This is a genomic window from uncultured Cytophaga sp. (genome assembly GCF_937863595.1).
GTDB lineage: Bacteria > Bacteroidota > Bacteroidia > Cytophagales > Cytophagaceae > Cytophaga.
Genome location: NZ_CALMGQ010000061.1, coordinates 1 through 6,943, shown reverse-complemented (window position 1 = coordinate 6,943; position 6,943 = coordinate 1). Strand labels below are relative to the sequence as shown.

General features: G+C 36.5%; 7 protein-coding genes and 1 pseudogene. 5 read left to right on the top strand and 3 right to left on the bottom strand.

Annotated elements, in window-relative coordinates:
- Window positions 1-147: 147 nt before the first annotated feature.
- The 5 genes and pseudogenes from Q0543_RS05130 to Q0543_RS05110 all read left to right on the top strand — a co-directional run.
- Window positions 148-1,107 (top strand): DUF2235 domain-containing protein, encoded by a 960-nt coding sequence (locus Q0543_RS05130; protein ID WP_299250057.1) that lies wholly within the window; start codon window positions 148-150, stop codon window positions 1,105-1,107.
- 17 nt (window positions 1,108-1,124) lie between these two features.
- Window positions 1,125-2,162 (top strand): DUF2931 family protein, encoded by a 1,038-nt coding sequence (locus Q0543_RS05125; RefSeq protein ID WP_299250055.1) that lies wholly within the window; start codon window positions 1,125-1,127, stop codon window positions 2,160-2,162.
- Between the two features lie 20 nt (window positions 2,163-2,182).
- Window positions 2,183-3,202 carry a DUF2931 family protein gene (locus Q0543_RS05120; protein ID WP_299250053.1) on the top strand — a complete coding sequence of 340 codons (1,020 nt, stop codon included), beginning with the start codon at window positions 2,183-2,185 and terminating at the stop codon, window positions 3,200-3,202.
- A 145-nt stretch (window positions 3,203-3,347) separates the two neighbouring features.
- A complete protein-coding gene (locus tag Q0543_RS05115; RefSeq protein ID WP_299250051.1) occupies window positions 3,348-3,692 on the top strand; it encodes a hypothetical protein in 345 nt (114 codons plus the stop codon).
- A 146-nt stretch (window positions 3,693-3,838) separates the two neighbouring features.
- Window positions 3,839-4,144, top strand: a pseudogene (locus Q0543_RS05110) (DUF2931 family protein); the annotation flags it as partial.
- Between the two features lie 102 nt (window positions 4,145-4,246).
- Here Q0543_RS05110 and yidD read toward each other — a convergent pair.
- The 3 genes from yidD to Q0543_RS05095 all read right to left on the bottom strand — a co-directional run bounded on the left by yidD (window position 4,247) and on the right by Q0543_RS05095 (window position 6,898).
- Window positions 4,247-4,486, bottom strand: coding sequence for a membrane protein insertion efficiency factor YidD (gene yidD, locus Q0543_RS05105; protein WP_299250049.1), 240 nt, complete (start codon window positions 4,484-4,486; stop codon window positions 4,247-4,249).
- Window positions 4,487-4,508: 22 nt separating this feature from the next.
- Window positions 4,509-5,624, bottom strand: coding sequence for a prolipoprotein diacylglyceryl transferase (locus Q0543_RS05100; protein WP_299250047.1), 1,116 nt, complete (start codon window positions 5,622-5,624; stop codon window positions 4,509-4,511).
- Window positions 5,625-5,935: 311 nt separating this feature from the next.
- Entirely contained in the window at window positions 5,936-6,898 is a 963-nt protein-coding gene (locus Q0543_RS05095) for an L-threonylcarbamoyladenylate synthase (protein WP_299250045.1), read from the bottom strand.
- Window positions 6,899-6,943 lie beyond the last annotated feature (45 nt).

Here is a 6,943-nt window from a genome sequence, read left to right as displayed (position 1 = left end):
AAGGCCAAAATGTATATTTCTGAAGATTCCAGACCAGTTAAAAAGTGAGAAACATAATTTCCCTAATTGGTGTTTGACTGCAGCCAAATGCGAATTAGGGAAAGTAGCTATATTAGTATCAAATTTTAACATTTAACAGACACGCACATCGTTGTTCGTTTTACAGGCTTGTTTGATACGGTATCTTCGTATGGACTTTGTTTTAAAAAAGAAAAAGATACCGAAATCTTTGGCTTGGATGCCGTAACTATGTCAAGAAATACCTTACACTTGGCTTCTGCCGACGAGCACAGACATTTTTTCCCCTTGGTGAATATTAAAAGTACGGGGTTTAATGAAAAAACATTTCCGGGTGTACACAGCGACATTGGCGGTTCGTATGTGGAAGGGGCAGACGAAATAAAAAATGGCGTAGCTATATCTACAGAAGCGTATGTGCGCAAAAGATATCAAAAAGTAGTGACGGAGGGTTGGTATACAAAAGATCAATTAACAATTGTACGGCCAACATTTTTACAACAGAAACAGGCAGAGCTATATCCAAACTATAAAAAAGTATTCTTAGATCACACGATAGAAGTGATTCAAGAACATGTGATACGTTTGCGTGGTGAAAAAAAATGCATTTCTGTTGCCTACAGTTATATTCCCTTACATATTATGTGTGATTATGCCATGCAACCAGGCATCTATGTTAAATTTAGAGACGCAGATTTGAAAGATAAATATAATATTAATGGTCATACTGATTTAATCGAAGTTCAGGAACGTTTGCACAATGTTGTTTTTAATAATGCTCCTGAACTGATTTTTTACTCTCGCTCTGTTTTAGAAGATCAAATAGAAGATTTTCGTCCAGGTGGTAGACGTAATATGTATCAGGAAGAAGATTTGGGTTCAGATGAGGACGAAGTTCCGCTACATCCGAATTGGGGCAAAGCCATGGTCATTGAGCCTTTCGTTACAGATGAGGTTTTAATCCAAAAAATAAAAGACCACAATACCATATTGATGTTGCGCGGTAAATACTTACACCGGTCGGCTGATTGGTTTGAACTGGGCTTTAATCCTACCCAGAGTGGAAATCGAAAAATTTATGAAGGCTAATTTAATATTAAATGATAATGACACCTATTCATTCACTTTGCTTGCTTGTAACGTTGGTTGCTTGTACTCAAAAAGAAATTACAAACGAAAACAATAAATCAACTACTATGAATCAAACATTAGAATGGGCACCTGGAGTATGTGCTCCAGAATTGTATCCGGTAGAAGTGTACCGAGGCGATTTTTATACCGAAACGGATTGGCTGTCGATACCTAATGGAGGTATCGTTGAAGCGGGCTGGGGGGATAACGGCATGAATATGGATCGGGGAGGAATTATTCCAGATAGCTTTTCCATTACATATTTTGCCTACATGGAAAATAAATTTTATACGGGTAAATTTGCATTACCCAAACAGAATATTGAGAAATTATTTAGAGAAGGAGTAATTGATTATGGAACAAAAAAATATGAAACGTATTATGCGATGATAGTAGGTATGGCACCGGGTGGTGTTCTTGTTGTTTGGATGCAGACATATGACAAACAGGTAGAGATTGGTCGATATCAGGCAAGTGAAATGGATCTGGATTGGGAAATTTTTAATCCACGAATCCGTGTAGAAAATAAAAACGAATACGTTTCTGGAGTAGTTTCACGAAGAACGGCTGCTGTATCCAACTTCAAAAAAAATGGATTAATGCTTGGCTTATGGGATACCTATAGAATTAAATATAACTGGCGGCCAGTCTTTGAATTTCCTAAAGGCAGTAAAGTAGACCATATTGACATGAAAATGTATAATGGAGAACAGGAATTATTGTGGGGAGATGCTTTAACGGCAAATGCTATTGTACCCAGAGCCATAACATGGAGAACGAATATGTTATTTTTTGATGAAACAGGTCAGGATTTTGGCGCAGATATTGATTTTGATGAAACGGAACTTTTCGAAGCTTACAAACAGATCTTTCGCAACGATAAAGCTCAAGATGGAGAACTTGTGTTCAAATACAATGACAACCGTTCGAGCCTGATCATTCTTCTCCGCAACAAAACAGAAGAGATTGAATTGAGAAAATGTAAAATAAGTATTTTCAAACGGACAAAGTGAGACATATAGTTTTCTATTTTATGATTTCATCATTAGTAAATTTTATTGTGTTAGGTTGCACATTTAAAACAGAAACGCATACCCTGCAGTTACAGAATGGTGAACAATTAGAATACGCATCGGGCATCTGTGCTCCAGAATTATATCCTGTAAGAGTACATAAAGGGGATTTTTATACGGCAGACGACTGGCTTCCTATCCCTAAGGGAGGTATTGTAGAGGATGGTTGGGGAGATAACGGCATGAATATGGGTAGAAGCGGTATTATTCCATCTGGTTTTAGGATTACATACTTTTCCTTTATGGAGAATAAATTTTATAAAGGAGATTTTGCTTTGCCAGTAGATCGGATCAGAAGTTTATTCAAGGAGGGAATGATTGGTTATAGAAGTAAACGCTACTCAACCTATGATGCTATGATCGTAGGAATGGCTTCTGGAGGGGTTTTGGTAGTCTGGATGCAGGGAGTAGATAAGCAGGTTGAGATTGGTAGGTATCAGGCTACAGAAACGGATGTAGACTGGAAAATTTTTAATGGACCCAATGGAAGCAATAGAGAAAAGTATGTAAATGCTACAATTAACGACTCGCCAGAAGCAAAAGCTAACTTCCAAAAGAATGGATTGATGTTGGGCTTATGGGATACGTATAGAGTTAAATATTCGTGGCGTCCGAAGTTTGAGTTTCCTGAAGGCTGTATTGCTGAAACAATTCGATTAAAAATGTTTAATGGAGAATACGAATTAGTATGGGGAGATTCATTGATTAAAAATTCATTTGAAAAACGCGCAATAACCTATAAAGCACATACTCTTTGGATAGATGAGACAGGCCAGAATTATGGGGCGCATATTGACTTCGACGAAGCAGAAATTTTTGAAGCATATAATCTTATTTATAGAGATGATAAAGAACAAAACGCAGAGTTGGTTATTAAATACAACGATACACGTTCCTCTTTAGAAATTTATTTACGCAGTAAATCGGAAGAGATTGAACTAGAAAAATGCAAAGTGAAAATTTATAAACGCACTAAGTGAGAAAACTGCTACAATATTGGTTCTATGTAATTTTATAGTGAAAAGCAAAAATTACATAGAACCAATTTGTTTATATCACTTCCTGCAACGCTAAATCTATATACTTAATCATTCGTTAAGCGTACCCAGTAGAGGTCATAATACATTGTTATTTATTTATGACGTTGTTTTCAACAATGCTCCCGAACTTAAATTTTACGAACGGCATGAATTGATCCATGCAATGGAAATGCTGCGACCAGGCGGCCCAGATTTTAGTTTCTATCATAAAAATACAGACTGGACAGAAGATGAAATCCCCATTGAACCACATTCGGGCGAGCCCATACAAATTGAATCGTATGTGAACGATACAGATTTAATTCGCAAAATTGAAGATCACAATACAATACTCATGCTACGCAATACATACTTGCATTGGTCGGCGGATTGGTTTGAATTGAGATTTAATCCTACCCAGAGTGGCAATCGAAAAATTTATGAAGGCTAATTTAATATTAAATGATAATGACATCTATTCATTCACTTTGGTTGCTTGTAACGTTGGTTGCTTGTACTCAAAAAGAAATTACAAACGAAAACAATAAATCAACTACTATGAATCAAACATTAGAATGAGCGGCAGGTGTATGTGCACCACAACTTTATCCAATAGAAGTTTATCGAGGAGATTTTTATACGAAAGATGATTGGGAGCCTATTCCCAATGGAGGTATTGTAGAGGATGGTTGGGGAGATAACGGAATGAATATGGGTAGAAGCGGTATTATTCCATCTGGTTTTAGGATTACATACTTTTCCTTTATGGAGAATAAATTTTATACGGGTGATTTTGCTTTACCTGCAGATCGCATAAAGGATTTATTTAAGGAAGGAATGATTGGATATAGAAGTCAACGTTTTACTACCTATGATGCCATGATTGTGGGTATGGCACCATAGGTAGTATTAGTCGTTTGGATGCAGAGCGTGGATAAGCAAGTTGAGATTGGTAGGTATCAGGCAATAGACGTCTAGCAACTCGTAACTAGCAACTAGTACCTATCACGGTACTGGATCATACCCATGCCCACCCCATGGGTTACAACTACAAATGCGTTTTGTTCCCAACCACAATCCTTTTAATGGTCCGTACTTGTCAATTGCTTGAATACAATATTCCGAGCATGTAGGAGTGTAGCGGCATGCACCAGGTAATAATGGAGAAATGCTGTATTGATAAATCTTCACAGGTAGTATGAATACTTGTTTTATAACTCCTGTGAAGATTTTTTTACTATCCATCAACTTTCAAATTTAAAGAAGATTATTGCTGTGGATTCTTTTTCAATCTAAATGCACGGATCAAAACAAATATGCCAGCAAGTACTAAAGGAATACTTAATATTTGTCCCATGTTCCATTGCATACCATCTTCAAACTGAGATTGGTTTTCTTTGAAAATTTCGTAGAAAAAACGTAAAGAGAATAAGATTACTACGAATAAGCCAAACAATAATCCTTCGGGAGTATCTTTGCCATATTTTCTATAGATGCCATATAACAATACAAATAATAACAAGGAGGATATGGCTTCAAAAAGTTGTGCTGGATAACGTGGTATACCGTATACGAGCATGTCAATTTCTTGAGTTTGATCATCAAGAATTCGTGATCCTAAAAATAAATTTTTATCGACAGGTAATGCTATGTGTTCTTGATAATCTGGAGCATTGTAAATGCTATTCCATATTGCAGTGTTTACAAAGGCTTCAGCAGAATCGATGCGTTTAGTCACTAAAGTCATTTTTAGTTCTGTAACTGGGTAACCAAAATTTACAGAATCTTTACCAAGCTCAGAGAAATGTACGTCTTTGATTGTTTTCTTACCAAATGTACTTTGTAGGTGCTCTTGCATCGGATGCACAAAAACAAATGACGTAACAGATGCGGCAGGCTTTCCTACAATTTCAGAGTTCATCAAGTTGCCCATGCGTATACATGCACCAGCTAATGCAACAACAATTACAACACGATCCAATACATATAAAAACCGTTGATCTTTATATTTTCTTGAATACAACCAAATGGCAAAGATGATACCGAATGCAGCACCATGACTCGCTAATCCTCTAAATCCAGTAAACTTAAATGTAGGTTCAAATTCAACCGGTAAGAAGATTTCTAAAATATGGTGTTGAAAATAAGCCCAATCGTAAAAAATACAATGTCCTAGACGCGCACCAATCAAGGTTGCTAAAAACATGTAGATGGCTAATTTTTCCACGTCTGCTTCCGTTCTACCTTCAGAAGTATATATTGAAGTGATTACTTTAAAACCCAAAAAGAAACCAGCTGCAAATAATATGCTATACCAGTGTAATTCAAAATTTCCTATTTCTGCAATATAGGGCGCAACGTTCCAGATAATGTAATTCAGCATAATTCTAATCTATTAATAATCGTATACAAAGTACGAAAAATTTATCACGATTAAAGGATTAAAAATCTATAATAGGATCTTGATTTGCTACAAATTAAAATTACCCTTGAAATACGCATCGAAGTATTTAACCCTGTACAACAACGTTTTGAGAATCAAGTATTTTATCTTGACCAAATCAATTTTATCGATTCTATTTTATTAAAAAACAGCTAATTTTGATCGGTTTTGTGTTAATATAAAAAAAATGGGTTTTAGTTGTCTCATGCCTCGTACCTAACACCTAACACCTAACACCTAACAACTAACAACTATTCCTTTGCGCAGGCACGCTTCAAACGATCGTTGATTGCTCTTCCTAAGCCTGTGTTGGGTGCAAGTTCTGTAATAATAATATCTGCATCGTAGGTGTCTAGTTCACGCATGGCAGCAAATAAGTGTTGTGCAGCTTCCGTTGTATCTCCTGTTGGAGTAAGTATATAATTTTTAGCAACCGATGGATATGCTTTTTGAAACGACAAAACGGCTATTTTTTTACCCGTATGTTCTGATATCAATGCATCAATGTTGCCTAATATCATCGTAATTTTAGGTGCATAATGGCTTTTAAGCATGCCAGGTGCTGCTGGGTTGGAAGAACTTACTGTTTGAACATTTACTGGACCTATGATATGCTCTATCGCTTCTATAGATAAACCGCCAACCCGCATTACGGTTGCAATACCATTTTCCCAACCAACAATCGTAGACTCTACACCAACCTCACATGGTCCGCCATCTAAAATATATTCAATATCCTTTCCCAACTGGTCAGCTACGTGTTGCGCGGTAGTTGGTGAAATGTAGCCAAATGGATTTGCGCTGGGAGCAGCCAGTGGGTAGCTAAGTGATTTTAATAATTCAAGGGTAAGCGGATGATTGGGGATGCGCACGGCTACACGTTCCAATCCGCTCGTTACAAGATCAGGAATGCTATTTTTTTTCGGTAATAATAAGGTTAAGGGGCCAGGCCAAAAGGCACGGGCTAAAAGTAATGCTTGTTCGGGTATTTCAGTTACAAATTCTTTTAATGCTTCAATGGAATGTGTATGTACAATTAGTGGATCGAAGGAAGGTCTTTTTTTAACTTCAAAAATTCGAGAAACAGCTTTGACATCAAATGCATTTCCTGCCAATCCATAAACTGTTTCAGTTGGTATCCCAATAACATGATTTGCATCAAGTATTTTTTTTGCTTGTGTAATATCTTTCCCAATTGTTGATGTTTTATTCATGTTACATTATCTATTGTTAATTCATCCTTAGATTCAATTAATAAA

Coding starts and splice junctions, on each gene's coding strand:
- Q0543_RS05125 (WP_299250055.1), top strand. CDS start 1,125: ATGACACCTATTCATTCACTTTGCTTGCTTGTAACGTTGGTTGCTTGT.
- Q0543_RS05120 (WP_299250053.1), top strand. CDS start 2,183: ATGATTTCATCATTAGTAAATTTTATTGTGTTAGGTTGCACATTTAAA.
- yidD (WP_299250049.1), bottom strand. CDS start 4,486: ATGGATAGTAAAAAAATCTTCACAGGAGTTATAAAACAAGTATTCATA.
- Q0543_RS05100 (WP_299250047.1), bottom strand. CDS start 5,624: ATGCTGAATTACATTATCTGGAACGTTGCGCCCTATATTGCAGAAATA.
- Q0543_RS05095 (WP_299250045.1), bottom strand. CDS start 6,898: ATGAATAAAACATCAACAATTGGGAAAGATATTACACAAGCAAAAAAA.